Annotated in this window: 18 protein-coding genes and 1 tRNA gene; 13 read left to right on the plus strand and 6 right to left on the minus strand. The window is 51.1% G+C overall.

Translation table 11 applies throughout. The features are described from left to right. Position 1 precedes the first annotated feature (1 nt). The gene (gltB, locus tag BLS62_RS21920) at positions 2 to 4,684 is read right to left on the minus strand and encodes a glutamate synthase large subunit (protein WP_200798557.1); all 4,683 of its coding nucleotides are present in this window, start codon (positions 4,682 to 4,684) and stop codon (positions 2 to 4) included. Positions 4,685 to 5,403: 719 nt separating this feature from the next. On the opposite strand from gltB, the gene BLS62_RS21925 reads away from it, so the two are divergent. From BLS62_RS21925 to BLS62_RS21945, 5 genes are all read left to right on the plus strand, one after another. Next, positions 5,404 to 5,697, plus strand: a complete 294-nt coding sequence (locus tag BLS62_RS21925) for a BufA1 family periplasmic bufferin-type metallophore (RefSeq protein WP_093186017.1) — start codon at positions 5,404 to 5,406, stop codon at positions 5,695 to 5,697. 99 nt (positions 5,698 to 5,796) lie between these two features. Then, positions 5,797 to 6,699 (plus strand): MNIO family bufferin maturase, encoded by a 903-nt coding sequence (locus tag BLS62_RS21930; protein ID WP_093186021.1) that lies wholly within the window; start codon positions 5,797 to 5,799, stop codon positions 6,697 to 6,699. Continuing rightward, complete coding sequence (locus tag BLS62_RS21935; RefSeq protein WP_093186025.1) at positions 6,683 to 7,519, plus strand: HvfC/BufC N-terminal domain-containing protein; 837 nt, start codon at positions 6,683 to 6,685, stop codon at positions 7,517 to 7,519. Before BLS62_RS21930 ends, BLS62_RS21935 begins: the two co-directional genes overlap by 17 nt. Positions 7,520 to 7,590: 71 nt before the next feature. After that, positions 7,591 to 8,181 carry a DoxX family protein gene (locus BLS62_RS21940; RefSeq protein WP_093189400.1) on the plus strand — a complete coding sequence of 197 codons (591 nt, stop codon included), beginning with the start codon at positions 7,591 to 7,593 and terminating at the stop codon, positions 8,179 to 8,181. Positions 8,182 to 8,335: 154 nt separating this feature from the next. Further along, positions 8,336 to 9,367 (plus strand): threonine aldolase family protein, encoded by a 1,032-nt coding sequence (locus BLS62_RS21945; protein ID WP_093186030.1) that lies wholly within the window; start codon positions 8,336 to 8,338, stop codon positions 9,365 to 9,367. 960 nt (positions 9,368 to 10,327) lie between these two features. Here the strand turns inward: BLS62_RS21945 and BLS62_RS21950 are convergent. Next, positions 10,328 to 10,795, minus strand: a complete 468-nt coding sequence (locus tag BLS62_RS21950; RefSeq protein WP_093186035.1) for an Hsp20 family protein — start codon at positions 10,793 to 10,795, stop codon at positions 10,328 to 10,330. A gap of 342 nt (positions 10,796 to 11,137) precedes the next feature. On the opposite strand from BLS62_RS21950, the gene BLS62_RS21955 reads away from it, so the two are divergent. Continuing rightward, positions 11,138 to 11,506, plus strand: a complete 369-nt coding sequence (locus BLS62_RS21955) for a hypothetical protein (RefSeq protein ID WP_093186038.1) — start codon at positions 11,138 to 11,140, stop codon at positions 11,504 to 11,506. 88 nt (positions 11,507 to 11,594) lie between these two features. Here the strand turns inward: BLS62_RS21955 and BLS62_RS21960 are convergent, their stop codons facing one another. Further along, positions 11,595 to 12,233 carry a pyridoxamine 5'-phosphate oxidase family protein gene (locus BLS62_RS21960; RefSeq protein WP_093186042.1) on the minus strand — a complete coding sequence of 213 codons (639 nt, stop codon included), beginning with the start codon at positions 12,231 to 12,233 and terminating at the stop codon, positions 11,595 to 11,597. A gap of 118 nt (positions 12,234 to 12,351) precedes the next feature. Between BLS62_RS21960 and BLS62_RS21965 the strand changes: the two genes are divergently transcribed. After that, the gene (locus BLS62_RS21965; protein WP_093189403.1) at positions 12,352 to 13,293 is read left to right on the plus strand and encodes an alpha/beta fold hydrolase; all 942 of its coding nucleotides are present in this window, start codon (positions 12,352 to 12,354) and stop codon (positions 13,291 to 13,293) included. Positions 13,294 to 13,314: 21 nt separating this feature from the next. Here BLS62_RS21965 and hisN read toward each other — a convergent pair whose 3' ends face one another. Then, positions 13,315 to 14,106 (minus strand): histidinol-phosphatase, encoded by a 792-nt coding sequence (gene hisN, locus BLS62_RS21970; protein WP_093186046.1) that lies wholly within the window; start codon positions 14,104 to 14,106, stop codon positions 13,315 to 13,317. A 350-nt stretch (positions 14,107 to 14,456) separates the two neighbouring features. On the opposite strand from hisN, the gene BLS62_RS21975 reads away from it, so the two are divergent. Next, positions 14,457 to 16,445, plus strand: a complete 1,989-nt coding sequence (locus BLS62_RS21975; RefSeq protein WP_093186050.1) for a hypothetical protein — start codon at positions 14,457 to 14,459, stop codon at positions 16,443 to 16,445. 285 nt (positions 16,446 to 16,730) lie between these two features. On the opposite strand, the gene BLS62_RS21980 is transcribed toward BLS62_RS21975, so the two are convergent. After that, complete coding sequence (locus tag BLS62_RS21980; protein ID WP_200798612.1) at positions 16,731 to 17,594, minus strand: N-formylglutamate amidohydrolase; 864 nt, start codon at positions 17,592 to 17,594, stop codon at positions 16,731 to 16,733. 438 nt (positions 17,595 to 18,032) lie between these two features. Here BLS62_RS21980 and BLS62_RS21985 point away from each other — a divergent pair, with 438 nt between their 5' ends. The 4 genes from BLS62_RS21985 (at position 18,033) to BLS62_RS22000 (ending at position 19,815) form a co-directional block, all read left to right on the plus strand. After that, a complete protein-coding gene (locus tag BLS62_RS21985; RefSeq protein WP_008551455.1) occupies positions 18,033 to 18,389 on the plus strand; it encodes a cell cycle two-component system response regulator CpdR in 357 nt (118 codons plus the stop codon). Between the two features lie 133 nt (positions 18,390 to 18,522). Then, positions 18,523 to 18,597, plus strand: a tRNA-Val gene (locus tag BLS62_RS21990). 204 nt (positions 18,598 to 18,801) lie between these two features. Next, positions 18,802 to 18,927 carry a type B 50S ribosomal protein L36 gene (ykgO, locus tag BLS62_RS21995; protein WP_093186056.1) on the plus strand — a complete coding sequence of 42 codons (126 nt, stop codon included), beginning with the start codon at positions 18,802 to 18,804 and terminating at the stop codon, positions 18,925 to 18,927. Between the two features lie 90 nt (positions 18,928 to 19,017). Further along, the gene (locus BLS62_RS22000) at positions 19,018 to 19,815 is read left to right on the plus strand and encodes a tetratricopeptide repeat protein (protein ID WP_208991025.1); all 798 of its coding nucleotides are present in this window, start codon (positions 19,018 to 19,020) and stop codon (positions 19,813 to 19,815) included. Between the two features lie 24 nt (positions 19,816 to 19,839). Here the strand turns inward: BLS62_RS22000 and BLS62_RS22005 are convergent, their stop codons facing one another. After that, complete coding sequence (locus BLS62_RS22005) at positions 19,840 to 20,379, minus strand: TetR/AcrR family transcriptional regulator (RefSeq protein WP_093186061.1); 540 nt, start codon at positions 20,377 to 20,379, stop codon at positions 19,840 to 19,842. A gap of 88 nt (positions 20,380 to 20,467) precedes the next feature. Here BLS62_RS22005 and BLS62_RS22010 point away from each other — a divergent pair, with 88 nt between their 5' ends. Next, positions 20,468 to 21,403 carry an oxidoreductase gene (locus tag BLS62_RS22010; RefSeq protein WP_093186068.1) on the plus strand — a complete coding sequence of 312 codons (936 nt, stop codon included), beginning with the start codon at positions 20,468 to 20,470 and terminating at the stop codon, positions 21,401 to 21,403. The last annotated feature ends 78 nt before the right edge of the window (positions 21,404 to 21,481 follow it).

The raw sequence follows: 21,481 nt of genomic DNA on the forward strand, positions 1-21,481 counted from the left end.
CTTATTCCGCAGCCGTGAGGCCCATACGCGCAGCTTTCATTTCCTGAAGCGCGCGGCGGTATTCAACCGGCATAACTTTCACAAACTTCGGACGCCAGTTCTCCCAGTCACTCAAGATGTTTTGAGCCTTGGTGGAACCAGTATACTTCACGTGGTTATCGAGAACGAGACGCAGACGTTCGTCGTCGTGGCGTGTCATATCGGCTGACAGATCCACACGTCCTTTGTACTCGATATCGCCGCCATGGTGGTGCAGCTTTTCAAGTAGATCGTCTTCTTCCTGCACCGGCTGAATGTCTACCATTGCAAGGTTGCAACGGGAGCCGAAGGTACCATCTTCGTCCAGAACGTAAGCAATGCCGCCAGACATGCCTGCTGCGAAGTTACGGCCTGTCTGACCGAGAACAACAACAACACCGCCGGTCATGTATTCACAACCGTGATCGCCGACACCTTCAACAACGGCAGTGGCGCCGGAGTTACGAACGGCGAAACGTTCGCCTGCCACGCCGCGGAAGTACACTTCACCGCTGGTTGCGCCGTAGAGTACGGTATTGCCAACAATGATGGATTCTTCTGGCACGATGCGGCTATTGGATGGTGGCCGTACAATCAGACGTCCGCCAGAAAGGCCTTTGCCAACGTAATCGTTCGCGTCACCTTCCAGATCTATCGTAATGCCTTTGGTGACGAATGCGCCAAACGCCTGACCTGCTGTGCCTGTCATGGATATGTGGATCGTATCGTCTTTCAAGCCTTTGGCACCGTAGCGCTTTGCAACCTCGCCGGAAAGCATTGCACCCACGGAACGATCAACAGACTTGATCTTTGCCGGGAACTCCGTTTTTACCTTGGTCTCTAGCGATGGTGTTGCGTTTCTGATGAGTTCGCGATCAAGAACGTTGTTGATCGGGTGCTCTTGCAGTTGTGACCAACGGCTTTCTTCTGGTGTTGCATCCGGGCGGTAGAAAATCCGTGAGAAATCAAGCCCTTCAGATTTCCAATGTTTGATCGCGTCTTTTTTGTCCAGCATGTCGGAACGACCGATGATGTCGTTCAGATTTTTGACGCCCAGTTCTGCCATCAAGGTACGAAGCTCTTCAGCAACGTAGAAGAAGTAGTTGATGATGTGCTCAGGCGTGCCTTTAAAGCGTTTCCGCAGAACAGGATCCTGTGTCGCAATGCCAACCGGACAGGTATTGAGGTGACACTTGCGCATCATCAAGCACCCAGCGGAGATCAACGGAGCTGTAGAGAAGCCGTACTCGTCTGCACCCAAAAGTGCGCCAACAAGAACGTCACGACCAGTGCGAAGGCCGCCGTCTACCTGCAAAGCAATGCGAGACCGCAGACCGTTGAGAACCAGCGTTTGCTGAGTTTCAGCAAGGCCCATTTCCCATGGAGAACCAGCGTGTTTCAAAGAGGTTAGAGGTGATGCACCTGTGCCGCCATCATAGCCAGAGACTGTGACGTGATCTGCACGCGCTTTTGCAACACCAGCTGCAACCGTTCCGACGCCAACTTCGGACACCAGTTTAACGGAGATATCTGCTCGTGGGTTCACGTTCTTCAGATCGTAGATCAGCTGTGCCAGATCTTCGATTGAATAGATGTCGTGGTGCGGAGGAGGTGAAATCAAGCCAACGCCCTGAGTGGAGTGGCGCGTTTTTGCGATCACTGCATCCACTTTGTGGCCCGGCAGCTGTCCGCCTTCACCTGGCTTTGCGCCCTGTGCCACTTTAATCTGGATCATATCAGAGTTGACCAGATATTCGGTGGTTACGCCAAAACGACCAGAAGCAACCTGTTTAATGGCAGATCGCATTGGGTTTGGTGAGCCATCCGGCAGTGGGTTGAAACGCTCAGCCTCTTCGCCACCTTCACCCGTGTTAGACTTGCCACCAATCTTGTTCATGGCAATGGCAAGCGTGGTGTGAGCTTCGCGAGAGATGGAGCCGAAGGACATTGCGCCGGTTGAGAAGCGCTTGACGATGTCTTCTGCAGATTCAACGTCATCAATGCTGATTGGGCAACGACCCAACTCTTCAGCGGTCTTGATGCGGAACATGCCGCGGACAGTGTAACGGCCAGTGGCTTCGTTCACTTCCTTGGCGAATTCCAGATATTTTTCCGGCATGTTGTTGCGAACTGCATGTTGTAGCAGTGCAATGCTGTCTGGTGTCCACATATGGCTTTCGCCGCGGGTCCGGAATGCATATTCACCGCCAACGTCCAGTGAGCGACGAAGAACTGGAATGTCATCAAACGCATCATGGTGACGAACAACGGTCTCCGCAGCAACTTCTTTCAGGCCGATGCCTTCGATGGTTGTTGCTGTGCCGAAGAAGAATTTCTTTATAAACTTAGAGTTCAAACCAATGGCATCAAAGATCTGCGCACCACAGTAAGACTGGTAGGTGGAGATGCCCATCTTAGACATAACTTTAAGTATGCCTTTGTTGATGGCTTTGATGTAACGAGACACAACTTCATGCTCGTCCACTTCCTCGGGGAAGTTCCCTTCAGAATGCATAGAGCGGATTGTTTCAAATGCTAGGTATGGGTTGATTGCTTCAGCACCATAGCCAGCCAGAACACAGAAATGGTGAATTTCGCGTGCTTCGCCGGTTTCAACCACCAGGCCAACTGAGGTGCGAAGACCTTTGCGGATCAGATAGTTATGGACAGCGGCTGTTGCCAGAAGCGCAGGAATTGCAATGCGAGCGCGTGAGATGACGCGATCTGACAGGATGATGATGTTGTAACCACCATGAACAGCCTTTTCAGCGCGGGCACATAAACGCTCCAGCGCACTTTCCATGCCCTCGGTGCCCTTCTCCACAGAGTAGGTGATGTCGAGGGTTTTGGTCTGGAACTGATTGTCTTCAATGTCACCAATGGCGCGGATCTTTTCCAGATCAGCATTGGTGAGAATCGGCTGCCGTACTTCCAAACGCTTGGAGGTTGAAAGACCTTTCAGGTCAAACAGGTTCGGACGCGGACCAATAAAGGAAACAAGACTCATCACCAGCTCTTCACGGATCGGATCGATCGGTGGGTTGGTGACCTGCGCAAAGTTCTGCTTGAAGTAGGTGTACAGCAGTTTGGGTTTGTCTGAGAGAACGGACACAGGCGTGTCAGTACCCATAGAGCCCAGTGCTTCCTGACCAACTGTCGCCATTGGCAGCATGAGAAGCTTGATGTCTTCCTGCGTGTACCCGAATGCTTGCTGGCGATCGAGAAGGGTTTCACCTGCAACTGGAGCACGTTCACGCACTGGTGGCAGATCCTCCAGAACCATCTGGGTGCGGTGCAACCAGTCTTTATATGGGTTTGCAGTCGAAAGCTGACGCTTGATTTCCTCATCAGAAATAATGCGGCCTTCTTCCAGATCGATAAGCAGCATTTTGCCCGGCTGGAGGCGCCATTTCTGGATGATCTTCTCTTCTGGAATGTCGAGAACACCAACTTCTGAAGACATGACTACGAAATCATCATCAGTCACGATGTAGCGGGCAGGGCGCAAGCCGTTACGATCAAGAGTGGCACCAATCTGGCGACCATCAGTAAACGCGACTGCTGCCGGTCCGTCCCAAGGTTCCATGATTGAGGCATGGTATTGGTAGAAGGAACGACGGTTTTCATCCATCAACGGGTTGCCAGCCCAAGCTTCCGGGATCAGCATCATGGCTGCGTGTGCTAAGGAATATCCACCGGTTGTGAGGAATTCCAATGCGTTATCGAAACACGCGGTGTCTGACTGACCTTCATATGAGATGGGCCATAGCTTTTTGATGTCATCTCCGAACGCAGGAGAGGACACCGATGCCTGACGTGCTGCCATCCAGTTGACGTTGCCGCGCAGGGTGTTAATTTCACCATTATGCGCGACCATCCGGTAGGGGTGGGCAAGATCCCAGGACGGGAATGTGTTGGTTGAGAAGCGCTGGTGAACCAGAGCAAGTGCGGAGATGTAACGCTCATCGCGCAGATCGTCATAGTAGGCGCCAAGCTGGAAAGCGAGGAACATGCCTTTGTAGACGATTGTGCGGCTGGAGAACGAAACGACGTAGAAGCCTTTTTCTACGGCTCCAGATTTCTCACGCACGACGTTGGAAATGACCTTACGGAGGATAAAGAGACGGCGCTCCAGAATATCTCCATCTGTGTTGTCTGGAAGTACAACAAACAACTGGCGGGAGACTGGTTCTGTGGCTGCAATATCCGGTGCTTTGGACAAAGAAGAGTTATCGACTGGAACATCGCGCCAGCCCAGTACCTTAAGACCTTCATCAGCGATACACTCTTCAACAATGCTTTCGCACTGCTTACGTAGTTTTTCGTCTTGTGGAAGGAAGAGGAACGCAACGCCGTATTCGCCAGCATCTGGAAGGTCGAATCCGATCTTCGTGCATTCTTCTTTCAAGAACTCGTGTGGGATCTGCGTCAGCATACCTGCACCGTCGCCCATTAATGGGTCGGCGCCAACAGCGCCGCGGTGTGTCAGGTTTTCAACGATCTGCAGGCCGCTTTGTACTACATGGTGAGATTGCGCGCCTTTGAGGTTAGCTATAAAGCCGACACCACATGCGTCGTGCTCTTTGGCTGGATTGTAAAGCCCCTCTTTGGCAGCGGCGCGGAGTTTTTCCGTAACGGTGCCTGTGGTGGTAGCACGGGTCTTCATAGTCCCCCTTCCACTCATTTGCATCGTGTATCCTCCTTTTTCCGCCATTTTTTGGCCTCACTTTCGCTCATCTCAATGTGACTGGTAAAGGTCACGTCCTCGTTCGGGTCGCGGGGATGTCTTCCTCGCGGCTCGTTCGAAGCCCCGGCACGGCTTGCCCCGGATCTGTCGAATGAAGCACGGCCTCGTTTATCGGGCCGCCCATTCGGAGTTTCCTCCGATTTATCTTACCCCTTTGGCGAGCGCATTGCGATATGTCCGCTAGGCACTCATTTGGGGGAGAATGTCGCGGCGTTGGGAGTACGCCTACATACTTCTCATTTACGTCGTGTGGATCTCTTAAGTGGATCGCTTGGAACGTGTCTTCCAGATTGTCATCAACGCATGCGGGATAATAAGGACAGTACTCCTGTCCTTTTCCGCGGTGCGAACATGCCAGATTTCGATTAGCAGAGCAAGAGCGTTTCAGAAAGTCTTTATTGCCATTCTTTTAATATCATCAGGTAGGTTGTCGCATTGGCATCTAAAACTCATGTTAGATGCAATATTATTTCAACTATTCACGAACCCGTGAGGAATATGATCTCATTTGGTGAATATAATCGCGTGAAAATAACAAGTGTTTGATTTCCTCTTGATCATTTTTTTTGGCAAAATGAATGACAGATGCGAACCACACCTGTCGTGCACTCGCTTATTTCAATTTATGGAGTTCTGAAATGTCCAAGAAAATGTTGTCTGCTGCTCTTCTTGCAACCGCTGTTACTGCTGCTGTAGCTGGCGCAAATATTACTGTTGCCGAAGCTGCTTCTAAAGAGAAATGTTACGGCGTTTCCCTTGCTGGTGAGAACGACTGTAAAGCAGGCGCTGGCACTACATGTGCGGGTACTTCAACTGTTGATTACCAGGGAAATGCTTGGACACTCGTGCCAACTGGTACATGTGAAGGCATGGAACTCACAGAGGGCCGCAAGGGTTCCCTGACAGAACTTAAGCGTGATCTGCCTAAATAATTGCTATATTTTACAATATGATATGTTGCGCCGGGGTGGGTTATCCTCCTCCGGTGTTTCTTTTAAAAGAATTCTTATAAAGAGAACGAGGTGCTGGTTATGAGCGCGCAACGAGTCCCTGCAACCCTGCCAGCTAGAGGTGGTGTCGGTTTGAAGGCTGATCACTACCGGACCATTCTCAATGAGAAGCCGGATATTGGTTTCTTTGAAATTCACGCAGAAAACTACATGGGTGCCGGTGGACCTCCACATGGGTATCTGGAAGCTATCCGCCGTGACTATCCCATTTCTCTCCACGGTGTTGGGCTTTCCATTGGTGGTGCGAGTCCCCTCGATAAACGCCACCTTGCACGCCTGAAAGATGTGAATGATCGGTATGATCCGGGCATGTTCAGTGAGCATCTGGCGTGGTCTACACATGAGACTGAGTACTATAATGACTTGCTGCCGCTCCCTTATACGGAGGTGACGCTGAAGCAGGTTGTTGAGCATATTGATGAGGTGCAGACTTACCTCGGACGGCAGATGTTACTTGAGAATCCAAGTGCTTACATAATTTTCAAAGAAAGCACCTTCGAAGAAACCGAGTTCCTTCGTGAGGTCGTTAAACGCACCGGATGTGGTTTGCTGCTGGATGTGAATAACGTCTTTGTTTCTGCAACAAACTCCGGTGGTTCGCCCGAAGCGTATGTTGATCGCTTCCCTGTTGAGCATGTGCAGGAAATCCACCTTGGTGGGCACGCTCCAGATACGGATGAACTGGGTTATCCTCTTCTTATTGACGCTCATGATCGTAAGGTCGCGGACCCTGTTTGGGCGCTTTACGCCAGAACGATTGGCAGGACCGGTCCTCAACCTACTTTGATTGAGTGGGATGCGGATATTCCGACATGGGATATTCTTCGCTATGAGGCTGAGCAGGCTGATGTGGTGATTCAGTCCCACATTCAGGCGCAGGTTGAAGCCGAAGAAAAGCGCGGTGATTATGTCTCAGGTATCTGATTCAAAACGGGAAACTTCTGGTTTGAAAGGTTTTGGCGTTGTTTTGCAAGATTTGCAGTCAAACTTGCAAGGTTTTGAAATGTTTTCGGACGGATTGATGGATCCTGCCGTGCCTGTGCCGGACGGTGTTGTTGGCCGGAATGGTGAGAAATCCGAGAAGCGGTATGGCGTGTACCGTAACAACGTGATGGCAAGCCTGATCGATGCGACGGCTGCCAACTTTCCTGCTGTGCATGATTTGGTTGGACGAGATTACTTCCGGGCGTTGGCTGCAGAATTCATTCGTGCGCATCCGCCAGAGCAGCCTGTGTTGAGTGAGTTTGGCGGGAAGTTTTCGCAATTCGTCGCAGATTTTCCTCCGCTGGCGAAGTATCCGTACTTAAAAGATGTCGCGATGATGGAGTGGGCGTGGCTGACAGTGTACCACGCGGCTGATCATACTGGCATTGCACCTGATGCGTTGACCAAGATTGACCCTTCGTTGCTGGGTGACGCCGTGTTTACAGCTATCCCCGCCAGCGCTCTGATTTATTCCCCCTTTCCACTAAGTGAAATCTGGAAACAAAATCGTTCGGAAAGTGTGGATGGCTTTACGCCTGAGGCTGATCAAGCGATTTTGATTTGCCGTCCGGATATGGACGTGACACTCACCGGACTGGCACAGGACGTAGCGGTATTCGCCGATCTGTTGTTCTTTGGCAAGACTTTGGGTGAGGCCGCCGAGGCGGTTTCTTCCCGATATGAGTGTTTTGATTTGTCGCAGGCATTGGGCTGCCTGCTGACCGCACGTGTCTTCGCGAGCGTTGACATCAAAACATAACATTGATGACAAGGGGTCGGGCGGAAAGACCCCTGAATGGTGGTATGCACCAGAGGAGAAATCCAATGAGAATGCTTGTAAATTTGTACCAGGGTGCGTTCGGTTGGCTGGAACGCGTGACCGACGGATGGTTTCTTGGCCTTACTGCACGGTTTCTCTTTGCCGGTGTTCTGTTCATGTACTTCTGGAATTCAGCACTGACCAAGTTTGGTGATGGTGCGCTTGGGTTCCTGTTTCCTTCAGCCGGTGCTTATGCGCAGATATTGCCGCAGATAACAGAGGCTGCGGGTTATGATGTTTCCCAGATTGCCTTCTTTCCATACGGTTTGATCGTTCTGTTGGGGACTTGGGGTGAGGTGATCATTCCTGTTCTGATTGTGGTGGGGTTGTTTACACGAGCTGCGAGCCTTGGGTTCATTGGCTTTGTAATCGCGATGTCCATCGTCGATGTTTTTGGACATGGTGTCGATATCCCGACCATTGGTGCGTTGTTTGATCGTCATCCATCTGCCTTGATCTTTGATCAGCGTGCATTGTGGATTTTCCTGGCAACTGTTCTGGTGATCCGCGGACCTGGTGTCTTTTCTCTGGACTGGGTTTTTGGCAAGTTCTTCGGCATTCATCATGAGACAGGCATTGGCGACACCAAGAGCCATGCGTGAGGCTTTTTCTTGAAACGCCTTCACGGTGTTTGCAGGAGAGTTGTTAGTTTGCCTTTTCAAATACAGAGCGCATCACTGTTGAAGTGATGCGCTCTTCTCTTTTGTTTGCTGACAAAAGGGTTGTTTTAAATCAGTTTGTTGCTATGCAGTTTCTATGATTTTCGCGAGTGACAACTGGGCAGGTGCGACGAGTGCAGTTATGACTGCACTTGCGGACCACACAAGCGGCTTTGCCACCGCTTACGGGGATGATCCACTGAGCCGCTCCATTGAGCAGCGGTTCAATGATCTGTTTGAAAAAGAAGTAGCCGTCTTTCTGGTTTCTACGGGGACTGCTGCAAATTCGCTGGCGCTTGCGACCTATGCCAAGCCCGGCGGGGCAATCTTCTGTCATGAAGATGCACACATCAATGTTGATGAGTGCCATGCGCCGGAGTTCTTTACAGCAGGTAACAAGCTGATCGGTATTGCCGGAGAACATGGCAAGATCACGCCTGATGCTCTGCGTAAATCCATGGCTAAGGTACCAGACAACAATCCTATGCATGGCCGTCCGGCAGCTGTTTCCATTACACAGGCGACTGAATACGGAACTCTCTATCAGCTGGATGAAATTCAGGCGCTGGCAGATGTTGCGCATTCCCGCAATGTGCCGTTGCATATGGACGGGGCTCGTTTTGCAAACGCGTTGGTTTCACTTGATGTTTCTCCCGCAGAAATGACATGGAAATCTGGCGTGGACGTGCTTTCCTTTGGCGGCACGAAAAACGGTTGCTGGTGTGCGGAAGCTGTTGTGTTCTTCAAGCCTGAAGATTCCGACGGGTTTGAATACCTTCGCAAACGGGCAGCTCAAGTCTTCTCAAAAGCCCGTTTCATCTCTGCTCAGTTTGAAGGTTATCTGAAAGATGACCACTGGCTTGCCAACGCGCGTCATGCAAACGCTATGTGCCTTCGCCTCGCCAATGGCCTAAAGGACAAGCCGGGCGTGAAGCTGCCACTGTGGCCGGAAGCAAACGAGCTGTTCCCTGTTTTGAAAAAGGAACAGGCAGCTAAACTGGAAGCAGCTGGTGCAAAGTTCTACGATATTCCGGCAGATTTTGTAGAGGAAGACGAAGTGTTTGTGCGCTTGGTGACTTGCTTTGCAACAACGCCAGAACAGATTGATGAGTTCCTGAGCCACTTCTAAAAACTAAAAAGCCGTTAGCAAACAGAAAACCGCCTTCTTACCGAGGCGGTTTTTTTATGAGTGCTTGGCAAGTCATGCGTTTATGGAGAGGTTTACCCTTGTAGCTCTGGGTCCCGGATCTACGCTTCGCTTGTCCGGGATGACGGCGGGGGGGTGGTTACTGTCGTGTGCCATTCTTGAAGGCGATTACAGGCGGTGCCACACTCTATTACGTCTTCCCGGACTTGATCCGGGATCCAGCGGGAAGGCTGTTGCAAGTTCCGGTTGCTGCCGGATTTTCTGCAATGTGCTCAGAGCAATGTGTCTTTGGTTTCGCAGTTAACTTAGGTCTGATCCGGTGGCTCTGGGTCCCGGATCTACACTTCGCTTGTCCGGGATGACGGAGGGGTGGTTGTTGCTGTGCCTCTCTTGAAGGTGATTACAGGCGTGCCACACTCTCACACGTCTTCCCGCACTTGATCCGGGATCTAGCGAGAAGGTTGTCGCAATTTCCGGTTCCTGCAGATTTTCTGCAATGTGCTCAGAGCAATGTGTCTTTGGCTTCGCAGTTAACTAGGTCTGATCCGGTGGCTCTGGGTCCCGGATCTACGCTTTGCTTGTCCCAGATGACAGCGGGGAAGTTGTTGTTTCTGTACCTCTCACTCAGGTGTTGACCGCATAAAAGAACGCCCCGCTGGGGCGAGCGGGGCGTTAATTATGTCTGGCTACTTTGGGAGGGAGAGGCAGCCAAACACCTTTTGGGAAATGGGCGGAAGAGGAACCTTGTGAGGTTTAGGGGGACCTTGGTCAACCAAATGAGGCTCCAGTCAACCAAGGCAATTGAGAGATAGTTCTTGTTTGGGTCTTTGCGCGTGTTCCAGAAGGCTGGGAGGAACTTTTCTGGAACACGCTCAAAGTGGGCGCCGCTCGCGAGGCTGGGAATCTGGGAGGAGGGGGCCTTGCGAGGGCTGTGGTGACTTGTTAATGGGCTACTGTTTCGCCCTCAATTTGTTTGTGTTCTGTCTTATCTCCTGATGTGATGTCGATTTTGCGTGGCTTTTTGGCCTCGGGGATTTCTCTGATGAGGTCTATATGGAGCAGTCCGTGCTCCATGCTCGCAGTAATCACTTTCACATATTCAGCGATCTGGAAGCGACGTTCAAAAGCGCGGGACGCGATACCACGATAAAGAACTTCTTTGTCTTCGCCTTCAGGGTGTTTTTCGCCGGAAACAGTCAGAACGTGTTCTTTGGCTTCGATTGTCAGCTCGTCTTCCTTAAAACCGGCGACGGCCATGGTGATGCGATAGGAGCTCTCACCTGTGCGCTCAATGTTATAAGGAGGGTAGGCTGACCCTTGTTGTTCGGCACCCTTTGCATCCAGCATGGAGAAAAGGCGATCAAAACCGACGGTGGACCGGTAAAGGGGGGTAAGATCGAAATGACGCATTTTATGTCCTCTATTACGTAGCCAATTGGCCATATGAGCAACGTTCATCGTTCGCCGCAAAGCGCTCGGACGATGTTATTTTCCTTTTGCTTACAGTGCCTTCCCAATCTTGGCGAAGGTTCTAAGCGGTACAGACCCACTCTGTGGCGCCTGTGATTTTGAAATGGGAATTGAGGGAATTAGTTTCAAGGGCATTTTTTCATTTTAGGTGTTTTTACTGGTCTGAAAACGAGGTTTCCAGATTAACAGAACCTGAACAAGCGCTTCTGATCCCGTACATGCTCGCATTGCTAATGTCTTCTTGTGTTCAGGCAAACCTAACTGCCGACAAGGAGAAAACAGATGAATGCTTTGAAGAAAAAAATTACCGGTCTGATTGCAGCTGCTGTTGTTGCAACGGGCGTTTCTACTGCTGCTGCTCCGGTGAGCGCAGGTTCATTTTTTAGAATTGAGACACCAAGCATCACCGTTGAGGTTGCTCCTGTTCATTACAAAAAGCGGCGCCATTGGCAGCAGCAACAACAGCACGTGTTGAACAAGAAACAGATCAAGCGTCGTTTGCGTAGTTGGGGCTACCGCAATTTCAAAAAAGTAAAGCGTAAGGGTAATGTTTACATCGTGAAGGCCAGTTGGCAGGGCAATCAACGTGCGCGCCTGGTTGTTGATGCCTACTCAGGTTGGATCTTGAAGTACCGTGTGCTTGGTTACTAAGCGCAAGGTGCGCTTCCGAGCTCTCAATCTCTGTTTATCCATTTGACCTGCCTTTTATGTCGAGGCAGGTCATTTGATGTTGGTGCGCCTAATAAGCGGTGGTCTTCATACGATCCGGATAGGCTTTGTCGTAGGCATCGCCATCAAACGGTTCTTTGGCAAGGGCCTGTGAGATTTGACCTGCAGTCGGGAGCGACTTGCGGTCGACCTTCGCTTCCTCTGTCCATAAGCCAGAACGGTAGATGGCTTTTTGACACTGGAAGTAAATGGTGTCGACAGTCACGGTGATAACTGACTTGGGCAGTTTACCTTCCATTTCATGCGCTTCCAGAAGAGCAGGATTGGTGGAGATTTTAGCTGTGCCATTGATGCGGATTGCTTCGCCAACACCGGGGATCAGGAACATGATGGAGACGCGTGGGTCAACTACGATGTTACGTAGGCTATCAATACGGTTGTTGCCACGGCGATCCGGGAACTGGATTGTTTTCTCGTCGATGACTTTCACAAAGCCAGCTGGGTCACCGCGTGGAGAGCAGTCTGTTCCATCTTCTGCGACTGTGGCCAGTGCGAAAAACGGTGCGGCTTCGATGAAGGCTTTGTAGTGCTCGCTGATGTAGGCAATTTCTTTTGCGACTGAGGCGCCTTTGGGGTGGCCGTATAACTCCTCAAGTTGCTCAATGCTCACAATGTCATGGGAAACAGATGTTGGGTCTGTATCGTGCATTTGAAATATCCTTGTTGCCGCGATGCCTCTGGGAGAGGCCTTGCAGAATTAGCGGTTGCGGCATGTTGCCAAGAGAGGCTATCAAAACAAGGTACAGAGAACTAGAGGTTTGGCGCTGATGGTACTGGTTGATACCGACTTCAATAGGATTCCTGAGGGGACTCAGTCCGGCGTTGTCGAGACAGAGGATCACATTAAAATCCGTTGGGCACGCTGGGCTCCGACCGGTTCTCCGCTCAAAGGAACGGTGACCATTGTACAGGGCCGAACCGAGTTTATTGAGAAATACTTCGAGGTTGTTGAGGAGCTGCGCGCGCGTGGGTTCTACGTTGTTGCCTTTGATTTTCGAGGGCAGGGTGGGTCTCAGCGCTTGCTGAAGAATGAGCGCCGCGGTCACGTTGAAAACTTCGATGAATTTGCGCTGGATCTGCATGCCGTGCTGGACAACGTTTCGCTCTCGGATTGTCCGGGGCCTCACTTCTTGCTGGCTCATTCAACGGGCGGTGCGGTAGTAATGCATGCCAACCGGCGTTTGAAGACAAAGATCGACCGCGCGATTATGACAGCGCCGCTGGTTGGTTTGGCCATGAATGGTCGTGCGCGCAGGTTGGCTGGAGCACTGGCGAAGAGCCTTGTGTGGATCGGCCTTGGTAATGCTTTTGTGCCGGGCGGGAATGATAAGATTCTGCTGGATTATGACGGCAACACGCTGACCTCTGACAAAGACCGCTTCAAGCGCATGAATGACATTCTGGTGCAAGCACCGCAGTTGGGGCTTGGGTCTCCGACCGTGAGCTGGTTCCGTGCTATGGGGTTGGCGACGGAAAAGTTCAAAGAACCGGATTTTCAACTGGGATTTGGTGTTCCCTCGCTGGTGCTTGGGGCCGGCAAAGACGAGATCGTCTCCACTGATGATGCGGAAGAGCTGTGCCGTTCCTGTCCGGGTATGAGTTTTGTGGAAATTCGTGGATCCCGCCACGAGATACTGATGGAGCGGGACCCTTACCGAGAGCAATTCTGGGCGGCGTTTGACGCCTTTATTCCGGGCAGTGCTGAATAAGCTGTTAGCGCTAACCCGGCTTTAAACGGCTGCAGAAGCGAGTTTGGTTAGCAGTATGTCGTGCAAGCGCTTGTCGCCTGTTGCAAGCACCTGCCCGCCGTCTGCTGCGTTGCCGCCTGTCCAGTTGGTGACTGTGCCGCCTGCGCCTTCGATGATCGGGATGAGTGCCAAAATATCATAGGTGTTCAGGCCGGCCTCAATCACCGCATCAAAACCAGCTGCTGCAACCATCGCATAGCCGTAGCAATCCGTGCTGTAGCGAGTGAGGCGGGCTTGTGCGCAGATTGCATCCCATAATGAGCGCTCTGCTTCGTTAAATAAGGCAGGTTCTGTTGTGGTGATGATCGCCTCTGACAGAGATGCACAGCTGCGGGTTTTTAGTGGACGTTGTCCCAAAGGGCCAGTCATGAAAGCCTCTGTGCAATCGCCCCAGAACCGTTCACCGTTGTAAGGCTGGCTCATGATGCCTTGAACAGCTTTGCCGCCTGTGCGCAGGCCGATTAACGTGCCCCACAGCGGGGTGCCGCAGATGAAGGACCGGGTGCCGTCAACCGGATCCAGAACCCAGACGTTTTCAGCTGTTTCGCGGACTTGTCCGTATTCCTCTCCAATGATGCCGTGATCGGGACGTTCAGCTTCCAGTACAGCGCGGATAGCTTCTTCAGCGGATTTATCTGCAATGGTGACGGGGTCAAAGCCCGCGTCTAGCTTGTTGTCGACTTCGTACCCGGAGCGGAAATACTCCATGGTCTTAGCGTCAGCTGCATCTGCGAGTTTGTGAAGAAAAGCATAGTCAGGATTGGAAGAGGTCATTTCGATTCATCCGGTAGGAGCGGTCATTTTCCTGCGCACCATAATCAGGAAATTCAAAAGCGCAAATGAGATTACGCAATGGCTGATAGATCCTGCGGTTAAGCGCTCGTTTTGATTCGAAAATTCATTGTTTTATGCTCGTTTTAAGCGTGATGATCGGAAGTATTGGGTGGGTAAATTTTGGGAGGTGGAGGAAGGCGTTAATACATTAGGCATGTAAATTAACGGTTTTGCGGAAAGTGACAATAGATGCGGGACCGTTGAATCTGAGAGTCTTGGAATGGATTTTGCTCTGTTTAACGGAACCAAGCTTGTGAGGCTGGTTCTGGCTAGTCTGGAGACTGAGTTCTATGTTCTCTTCCAAGGTTCTTAAGTGGACGGCCTGTCTTGTTCCGTTGATGTGTACTCCTGCCGTAGCGCAGAATGCACTGGACGCTGCTCTGTTGCGTTCAAATGACGTGATGCTGAGAGGTATGCGTAGCGACGCCCGAATGGTTGGGTACAGCAAGAACAGTCGTGGGGCCTTTGAAGCTGTGCAGTGGACTGGAGGTGTTGGCTTTCCTCTTGGCAAACTGGCTGGCGAAATTGAGTCCAAAGCCTTTGGCATGAGCTTTGATGGAAAGGCGACAGTTGGGTATTCCAAGAGCGTTGAATCCAGCTCGACCCTGCAATACGCCACTATCTGGGATCAGTCCGGTGATATTACTCGGATCAATTACAGCTCCGTGACGCACACTGAAGCTTCGGCCTTGGCCATTAGCGCAGATGGTTCCACGGTCGTTGGGTACAGCGGCACATCAACTCAGAAAAATGCCTTCTACTACACCTCTGTTTTGGGGATGACCGAACTGACTAAGCTGAATGCGAGTTTTCAATCACAGGCTCTCAGCATCAGTCGAAACGGCACAGCGATTGCGGGTTATTCTGAAACCAGCGCCTCAGTTGAGAAAGCGGTCATTTGGACAGGTGGCAGCTTTGGGTCAATCGTTCAGCTGGAAACAACGACCTATGCCAGCTCTCGTGCTTATGCTGTGAGCTCAAACGGGAATGTTGTTGTTGGTACTGGCACAACGATTGGTGGGGCGTTGAGCGCCTTTAAATATTCTGGGAGGACGATGACCCCAATCGCCATGCCGACCGGTGCCACTGACTCAGAAGCTCGAGATGTTAGCGGAGATGGAGATGTAACCGTTGGTTATTATAATGGCGCCGACGGAAATTCCATGGCGTACCGGCAGACCGATGCTGGCGGTGTTATGGATATGGGCACTTTGAGTGGTGGTTCGTCCTCCATGGCGACCAGTGTGAGTGATGATGGCTCCACCGTCATGGGCGTTTCCAATACCGAGAATGCAGATGAGTTTCGTCCGTTTGTGTTCCGCACTGTGATGCAAGACATGATGAACCTGATGGAATCCGTAGAAGATATTGCGGATGGGTCCTCAAAGGCTGTTGACCGTAACAACCGGCTTGCTCGCAGATTGCGTGAAGAAGACTGTGTGATTCAGGCGGGATCCGAGAGTTGTGTTGGTGTTCGTGGTTTGGCGTCATCCCTTCTGGAAGGGACAAATGCCTTTGGCGGTAACATTATGGGTGCGCACCAGTTTACCGATGATATTCGCGCTGGGCTTGCTGTTGGCCTTTACGGCGAGAGCAGTATCAATGACTCTATTAGCCCTAATTACGGCGTTGGTGTTGGTGGTTACATCAATTACCGGCTCGGCCAGCTTAACCTTGCGCAGTTCAAGAGTGAGCTGAAGGTTCGCGTTGATGGTGCATGGTTCTACACTGATGCTGATATTGAACGCGGTGCTGGTTTTAGTGATGTGCAGGTTATGAAAACCGACACTGCTTTTAATTCAGGCGCTGTTGGTGTTCGGTTCGAGGCTGATAACATCTTGAACCAGAACGTGCTTTTGAAACCATATGTGGGAGCTTATTGGCAGATCACGGCGCGTGATGGATACAGTGAAGATGAAAGCGGTGATACCACCGCCAACTTCGATAATCTTTCCGCCAATGCTGTCGCGGCCGTGTTGGGCCTGAACGCAGATATTGCGCTGACTGACACGCTATTGCTGCGGATAGGTGCTGGTGCGGAGGTTGATTTCTATTCAGACGGCATCATCGTTTCTGGCACAAGTGATATTCCGGGTATGGAAGCCTTCTCATTCGATGGTGCAGACAACCACAATTGGGTGCGTGGAAACCTGCTGGCAGGGATCGCCTATGATATGGGCGATTTAGGTCTTGTCTCTCTTGAAGGGCAGTTGTTTACACCGCGTTACGAGACAAAATTGGGTGGGGACGTTTCCGTTCAGTACTCCCTCTCATTTTAAAAAAATGCGATTGTTACGCGCCTCAGTAAATTTAACAATCCGCGAAAATAAGGGTGTTGTCGCAAGGTCACTCATTGGCCAATTCGTCTAGGGTAAGCTCAAATATACGAGGGAATACTTGACGTTTGTGCGATGCGATGCGAGTTTTATTGCAGCGCGACATTATGTGTCTGCGCTGCCCTTTGCGAAGGGCGTTTCCTCCCTAGACTTAAGGGCCGCCTCCATGACGAGCGCGGCCTTTTTTTTGTGCTGAGGGATGAGGGTGCAGTGTATGCAGTGCTGGTCTTATTCTGCTGCCAACATCTCTCTGGAAATGCTTTCTGTGACCAGCTCTACCAGTGAGGCAAGGAATTCCAGTAGATCTTTGCGCAGGTCGTGGAAGCCAGAATGGGGGAGATGGGTTTTCTCATCCATGTAGAGTGAACGATTGATCTCTACCTGAAGGGCATGAATGCCGCGTTCTGGTCTGCCGTAATTTTCGGTGATGTAGCCGCCTGCATAGGGGCGGTTAAGCGCTACGTTGTAGCCCATGTTTTGCAACAGGCCGACAGCGCAAGAGGAGAGCCAAGCGGAGCAGCTGGTTCCAAACCGGTCCCCAAGTACAAAATCTGCTTTTGGGTCATGGTTGCGATTGGCATTGAGGGAGGGCATGGAATGGCAATCAACAAGTATGGCCAGACCGAACTGGTCTTGTACGTTGTTGAGCAGCCCCCGCAAGGCGCCGTGGTAGGGCTTGTAAACTCTCTCGATCCTATCAAGACCTTCCTGTGCCGGGATGCGCGTGCGATAGATTTCCTGTTTTTCACCTACAATGCGGGCGATGGTGCCAAGGCCGCCTGCAACGCGTAAGGAGCGGGAGTTGATGTGTTTTGGAAGAGAGCCCTCAAACATCTTGGGGTCCAGCTCATAGGCTTCCCGGTTTACGTCAATATAAGCGCGTGGGAAGTTGGCTTTGAGGAGAGGTGCGCCGACTTGCTCCACATCCTTTATCAGCAAGTCGACGAATGCGTCTTCGCTTTGTCTGATCTGGGTGGTGTCCAGTCGGGAATGTTGAAGGAAGGACGACAGGTATGCACGCCCTGAATGGGGGCTGTTGAAGACAAATGGAACTGAATATTCATCAGGAGAGAGCACCTCAAAAGCGGGGATCTGATCTCCAGAGCTAAGCGTATCACTATAATTTGCAATGGCTTTAATATGATGATCTTCCAGAACTGTCGCCAAGCTAACATTCCTTCTTTTGCCCAATATATTTCTCAGTATAGAGCCAATATTGTGTTCGGGCCAGACCTTAGAAAGTTCGCTTGGAAATAGGCAAGAATTATTGTCGTGAACGTAGCGTTCTAACATTTTGTGTGTCTTTGCTCCCTCAGTTTGAGAGGAAGTACCTCATGATGTGACGCTGTTTCATTTGGCCCTATTGTTTTGATAGGTATTCCCGAGTAGTTTCCTGTTCTTAACAGCGTACTTCGTTCGAAATCTGTCGGATTGTGTGGGGTGAGTACGTCTGACATATTCTAATTTTTTGCGGGGCAGCTCTTTGAGGAGGACCTCGTCGCTGCACCTGGAGTTTTTAGGTTGTCAAACATGTCTCGAATTCTGCTCGCGGAAGACGATAATGACATGCGCCAGTTCTTGTCCAAAGCACTTGAAAAGGCTGGGCACACTGTTGTTTCCTTCGATAATGGAAAAAGCGCATACGAGCGTATTTGCGAAGAGCCCTTTGCCCTCTTGCTCACCGATATTGTGATGCCGGAAATGGACGGTATTGAGCTGGCGCGTAAAGCCACTCAGCTGGATCCGGATTTAAAGGTTATGTTTATCACGGGTTTTGCTGCTGTTGCGCTGAATCCTGATTCCAAAGCGCCTCAGGATGCGAAGGTGCTTTCCAAGCCATTTCACCTCAAAGACCTTGTTCGTGAAGTGGAAAAAATGCTCGTTTAGGGGGTTTTAAGGTGTGAATGTGGAAAGAGGATGCATATTTCTTGATTTGGGCTTGCACACTCTGAAAATTCCTCTTATATGCCACTCCACCGCAGCGTTTAGGCGCTGTCGGACGAGCTTCTTTGAAAGTTTCGGGCGTGTAGCTCAGCGGGAGAGCACTACGTTGACATCGTAGGGGTCACAAGTTCGATCCTTGTCACGCCCACCATTTTTCGCCGGTTTAAGCATCTTTGATGTTATCTCCGGCGGAGCGGGACCTGACCACAGGAACTGCGCCGCTTCTTACATTTGTGAGAGTGCAGCGCTGACTGGGTTTGGTAAACCGTACTGTGAGGCGCCTGGCGCCTCATTTCGTTGGCGGATCGTGGTACTTCAGGATCCCTATGTTTATGTCCCTAACTGGGGTAGGATAATGAAGATTAAGAATTCTCTTAAGGCACTCATGGGCCGCCATCGTGATAACCAGATGGTACGCCGCAGAGGTCGTGTTTACATTATCAACAAAAAGAACCCGCGTTTTAAAGCGCGCCAGGGTTAAGTTTTCTACGCTGATTTAAGTGAAATTGGCGTGAAAAACCCTTGGTTCTAAGAGTTGCGAGCCGCATGGCAAAAGTGAGATACTTTTGCCATGCGGTTTTTTTCGTTTGCCCTTCTCCACCTCCCCGTGATGGGAGATATCGTAGCCCGGCTTTTCAGGTTTCCCCTGACGTATGCCGTGATGGCTTTCGCCCTTACCTTGGTAATGGGCGCAAGTATGCCAGCTCAGGCCTCTGAGCAATCTGTCTCAGTGTCTAAAGGCGCTGGTGTGCAGTTGGTTCGCGGATTGCCTAACGGGCATCCGCCACTTAGCACGGGGCCTAGTGCTGCTTTGCAAGGGCCTGCAGGCGGTCCTGCCCAGATAGGTCGTGCCAAACCCGGTCTATCTCTTCCGTCTCATTACACACGGCAACAATTGCTAGATGCGCTGTTTCTGGAGCTACGGGATGCAGATAACTCTGATCAAGCTCAAGCGATTTCAAGCCGTATCCATAGCCTCTTCATGCAGTCCGGAAGTCACACGCTTAGTTTGCTCATGCTGCGTTCAGGCAAAGCTATTGAGAGCAAAGAATATGGTCTTGCACTGGATCTTCTGGACGCGGTGGTGCGCCTTGATCCTGGATATGTGGAAGGGTGGAACCGCAGAGCGACTGTGCATTTCCTGAGGGAGGATTTAGGGCGCTCTCTTGCTGATATTGAACGAGTGCTGCTCATAGAGCCGCGGCATTATCCTGCCCTATCTGGATTTGGTATGATCCTGCGCAAAACCGGGAAAAATCAGAAAGCGCTGGCGGTGTTCAAGCATGTGCTTAGCATCTACCCATTGCTTCCCAATGCGCAAGAGGCGGTGAAGAATCTGCACGAGCAGCTGTGGGGGCAGTATCATTAATGATGTGCTCAGGCTGCGCCGGTGTTAATCGAGCAGACGATCTGCCGCTCTGATTATGCCGGCTTCATATTCCGCATAGGTCGCGACCGTCAACGAGAGGCCTTTGGCGAGTGTGTAGAGGATGAAGGCATCGTCTTCTGCTTGCTCTGGGGTGCGATCCTCGTGCGTTTCAATAATGATTTCAGCAATTTTATTCATCACTTTTGGCATGATGCCTTTGCCGGTAGATGACATGATCTGCTCACTCATCTGAACCAGTTCCGAGCCGTGGATACTAGCCCTCATCAGGTCAACGTGCTGGCCGATGATTGTGTCTAGTGCTGCTAAGATCCGAGATTTGGAGTCATTGGCAGTTTCCTCAAGTATTTTAATGGCTTGAGCGACAATCTCCTCGGAGTATTCCGTGATGATTGTTTGAAACAATTCTTCCTTGCTTCCGAACTTCTTATAGAGCGACTGCCGTGACAAGCCGACAGCGGATGCGACATCACCCACGGATGTTTTGCGGAAGCCATATTGCGCGAAAACGCCAAGTGCTTTCTTCTTGTCAAAGTTTGTTTTCATGTTTACCTAGTTGACAAAATAGATCTAAGTTGTCAACTTTACGTTAGGCGGTCAATTTGTGATGTGTGCCGCGCTTTGGAGAATTTGAATGAGCGGAATGAACAAGAGCAGCGCTGTTTCCAACTGGACTGCGGATAAGCTGCCTTCTCTTGAGGGAAAGCTTTATGTCATCACTGGCGGTAACTCCGGTATTGGGTTCGAGGCAGCACGGATGCTTTCAGAGGCAGGGGGTGATGTGGTTATTGCCTGCCGTAATACCGAGAAGGGTACGGCTGCACAGAAGGCTTTGCAAGCGCGTTCCAAAAGCAAAATTGGCCTTGTACATCTGGACTTAAGTGACCTTACCTCAGTTCGTCGTGCTGCTGAATTTGTTTTGCCAAGATACACTAGGATTGATGGTCTCATCAACAACGCTGGTATAATGCAAACTCCGCAGTTGAAGAGCGTTGACGGATATGAACTGCAACTGGCAACAAATCATCTTGGACACTTTCTATGGGCTGGCTTGCTTAAGCCTAACGTCGAGGCCGCGGAAGGACGTTTTGTCATTGTTGCTAGTTTGGTTCACAAGATGGGGAAGATCAATTTTGACGACCTGATGTTGCGCAAAAGCTATGCACCCATGAGAGCTTATGGGCAGAGTAAACTGGCAACCTTGATGTTTGCGCTTGAGCTTCAGCGGCGTTTGACCGAGGCGGGAAGCAAATCTTTCGTTGCCGCAGGGCATCCGGGCTATTCGGCAACGCATTTGCAAAGCACGGGTCCAACCGGACTGATGAATCAAGCTTATAAAGTGATGAACAAATTCTTTGCCCAACCTGCGATGAAGGGTGCTTTGCCGACTGTTTTAGCGGCTGCTGGTCTTGAAGCAGAGCCGGGCGGATACTACGGCCCACAAAAGCGGATGGAGACTGTTGGTCCTGTGGGAGAAGCTCAGATTGCCAGTCATGCGCTGAGGCCAGAAGTTGCTCGGAAACTGTGGGGGGAGAGTGAATGGTTGGTTGATTTCAAGTGGGCTTTCTAGAACCTGTTTTAGGAGCTCGTTCCTGCCTATCCAAATGAGATGCAAAAAAGCCCGCGATGTGCATCACGGGCTTTTTCT

The organism is Pseudovibrio sp. Tun.PSC04-5.I4 (genome assembly GCF_900104145.1).
Lineage (GTDB): Bacteria > Pseudomonadota > Alphaproteobacteria > Rhizobiales > Stappiaceae > Pseudovibrio.

Excerpts from the sequence above, each read along its gene's own strand:
- BLS62_RS22000 (WP_208991025.1), top strand. The coding sequence starts at position 19,018 with ATGCGGTTTTTTTCGTTTGCCCTTCTCCACCTCCCCGTGATGGGAGAT.
- BLS62_RS22005 (WP_093186061.1), bottom strand. The coding sequence starts at position 20,379 with ATGAAAACAAACTTTGACAAGAAGAAAGCACTTGGCGTTTTCGCGCAA.
- BLS62_RS21925 (WP_093186017.1), top strand. The coding sequence starts at position 5,404 with ATGTCCAAGAAAATGTTGTCTGCTGCTCTTCTTGCAACCGCTGTTACT.
- BLS62_RS21975 (WP_093186050.1), top strand. The coding sequence starts at position 14,457 with ATGTTCTCTTCCAAGGTTCTTAAGTGGACGGCCTGTCTTGTTCCGTTG.
- BLS62_RS21960 (WP_093186042.1), bottom strand. The coding sequence starts at position 12,233 with ATGCACGATACAGACCCAACATCTGTTTCCCATGACATTGTGAGCATT.
- BLS62_RS22010 (WP_093186068.1), top strand. The coding sequence starts at position 20,468 with ATGAGCGGAATGAACAAGAGCAGCGCTGTTTCCAACTGGACTGCGGAT.
- BLS62_RS21940 (WP_093189400.1), top strand. The coding sequence starts at position 7,591 with ATGCTTGTAAATTTGTACCAGGGTGCGTTCGGTTGGCTGGAACGCGTG.
- BLS62_RS21950 (WP_093186035.1), bottom strand. The coding sequence starts at position 10,795 with ATGCGTCATTTCGATCTTACCCCCCTTTACCGGTCCACCGTCGGTTTT.
- BLS62_RS21935 (WP_093186025.1), top strand. The coding sequence starts at position 6,683 with ATGTCTCAGGTATCTGATTCAAAACGGGAAACTTCTGGTTTGAAAGGT.
- gltB (WP_200798557.1), bottom strand. The coding sequence starts at position 4,684 with ATGAAGACCCGTGCTACCACCACAGGCACCGTTACGGAAAAACTCCGC.
- BLS62_RS21945 (WP_093186030.1), top strand. The coding sequence starts at position 8,336 with ATGATTTTCGCGAGTGACAACTGGGCAGGTGCGACGAGTGCAGTTATG.
- ykgO (WP_093186056.1), top strand. The coding sequence starts at position 18,802 with ATGAAGATTAAGAATTCTCTTAAGGCACTCATGGGCCGCCATCGTGAT.
- hisN (WP_093186046.1), bottom strand. The coding sequence starts at position 14,106 with ATGACCTCTTCCAATCCTGACTATGCTTTTCTTCACAAACTCGCAGAT.
- BLS62_RS21985 (WP_008551455.1), top strand. The coding sequence starts at position 18,033 with ATGTCTCGAATTCTGCTCGCGGAAGACGATAATGACATGCGCCAGTTC.
- BLS62_RS21930 (WP_093186021.1), top strand. The coding sequence starts at position 5,797 with ATGAGCGCGCAACGAGTCCCTGCAACCCTGCCAGCTAGAGGTGGTGTC.
- BLS62_RS21955 (WP_093186038.1), top strand. The coding sequence starts at position 11,138 with ATGAATGCTTTGAAGAAAAAAATTACCGGTCTGATTGCAGCTGCTGTT.
- BLS62_RS21965 (WP_093189403.1), top strand. The coding sequence starts at position 12,352 with ATGGTACTGGTTGATACCGACTTCAATAGGATTCCTGAGGGGACTCAG.